The organism is Sphaerochaeta sp. S2, assembly GCF_016406725.1.
Lineage (GTDB): Bacteria > Spirochaetota > Spirochaetia > Sphaerochaetales > Sphaerochaetaceae > Sphaerochaeta.
Genome location: NZ_JAEKNT010000378.1, coordinates 1 through 1644, shown reverse-complemented (window position 1 = coordinate 1644; position 1644 = coordinate 1). Strand labels below are relative to the sequence as shown.

2 protein-coding genes and 1 pseudogene are annotated in these 1644 nt (G+C 49.1%); 1 reads left to right on the top strand and 2 read right to left on the bottom strand.

Going from position 1 to position 1644, the window contains the following annotated elements; genetic code table 11:
* A pseudogene (gene fucI / locus JF818_RS11145) lies at positions 1-661 on the bottom strand (L-fucose isomerase); the annotation flags it as partial.
* 104 nt (positions 662-765) lie between these two features.
* Here fucI and fucU point away from each other — a divergent pair.
* The gene (gene fucU, locus JF818_RS11140; protein ID WP_198892083.1) at positions 766-1191 is read left to right on the top strand and encodes an L-fucose mutarotase; all 426 of its coding nucleotides are present in this window, start codon (positions 766-768) and stop codon (positions 1189-1191) included.
* Here fucU and JF818_RS11135 read toward each other — a convergent pair.
* On the bottom strand, positions 1188-1644 hold a 457-nt coding region (locus JF818_RS11135; RefSeq protein ID WP_233067418.1), incomplete at its 5' end, for a helix-turn-helix domain-containing protein. The genes fucU and JF818_RS11135 overlap by 4 nt on opposite strands.

Here is a 1644-nt window from a genome sequence, read left to right as displayed (position 1 = left end):
CTTCACTGCGCATTCCCAGATAGGACTGCAAGAAATCCTGGTCAACGATTGATCCAGCGATACCCATGGACATTCCACCGATGGAGAGATAGCTCTTCCCTCTCATGGTTGCTACAGCAATACCTGCACGTGCAAAACGGAGGATCTTTTCAGCTACATCTTCAGGGATGGAAGTATCATCGTTGTCCTGTACGTCACGACCATAGATACCAAAGGCAGGAAGGCCTTTCTGGGTATGAGCGGCAAGCACTGCAGCAAGATATACTGCACCCGGGCGCTCTGTCCCATTGAAACCCCATACACCCTTTACGGTCATGGGATCCATATCAAATGTCTCGGTTCCATAACACCAGCAGGGAGTTACTGTCAGGGTGACTGCTACTCCTTCCTTGGCAAATTTCTCTGCACAATCCGCACTCTCTCTCACACGACCGATGGTTCCATCAGCAATCACACATTCAACCGGCTCTCCGGTTCCATGGAACAGGTTCTCGCTGATCAGCTTTGCTGCAGCCTTTGCCATGTTCATGGTCTGATCTTCCAAGGACTCGCGAACGCCTCGCTGTCTGCCGTCGATGACTGGGCGAATTCCAATCTTGGGAAGGGAAGAAGCATAGCGCTTCTCAGGCCCTACCGATTGCATTCCATTTGTATTTGCCATAGTATCCCCCTTAGGTATATAATTACAAATGTAATCGTTTACATCAAGGATAGTATCGCATAGAGCACGTGCAAATGCAATCCAAAATTTAGAAGGAGTCAACGATGTTGAAAACAATTCCCTCAATCCTTAGCCCTGAACTATTGAAGATTCTCATGGAAATGGGCCATGGCGATGAGATCGTGATCGGAGATGGAAATTTCCCCGCTGCATCCATGAATGACCGGGTGGTCCGCTTGGATGGACATGGGGCAGATGAGGTGCTGAAGGCAATCTTGCAGCTGTTCCCTCTTGATACCTATGCAGAGAACGCTTTCCTGATGGATACAACCCCTGGGGATACCGTCGAAACCCCTATCTGGGATGTCTACGAGGCCACCTGCAAGGACGGTGATCCTGCATTTGGGGGCTTTACCCGTCTTGAACGCTTTGCCTTCTATGAACGAAGTAAGAAAGCATATGCCATTGTCGCTACCGGAGAGACAGCACTGTATGCAAACATCATTCTGAAGAAGGGTGTAGTGATCTAATCTTCTTTGGGGGTGGTCCACAGCTGCTTGTACTGCCGTGGACTCATCTGCATATGACTCCTGAACTGGCGTGCGAAGTAATTTGCATCGGAGAATCCGGTCTTTTCACTGATCCTCTCAATGCTCAGGTCAGTGGTCAGAAGTAGATTGGAGGCATAGGCGATTCGCCTATGGATATGGAAATCGACTGGAGACCAACCCGTTGATAGCTTGAACTGTCGGTTGAGTGTGCTTGCACTCATGTTCGAGACCTCAACCAGTTCATTCAAGGGAATGCTCCTGTCAATATTCTGCTCCATATAGATGATGACTTTCTCGAGGCGTTGATCATTCTGGAAAGCAGAACCTCGGTGAGCACTGTGGAACCTGCTTACCAGGATGAGGAATTGGAGCAATTTGGAGTAGGTCATTGAGGTTGATCCTTTGCTGTAGTCCTGTTGCTCTGACTCCTCC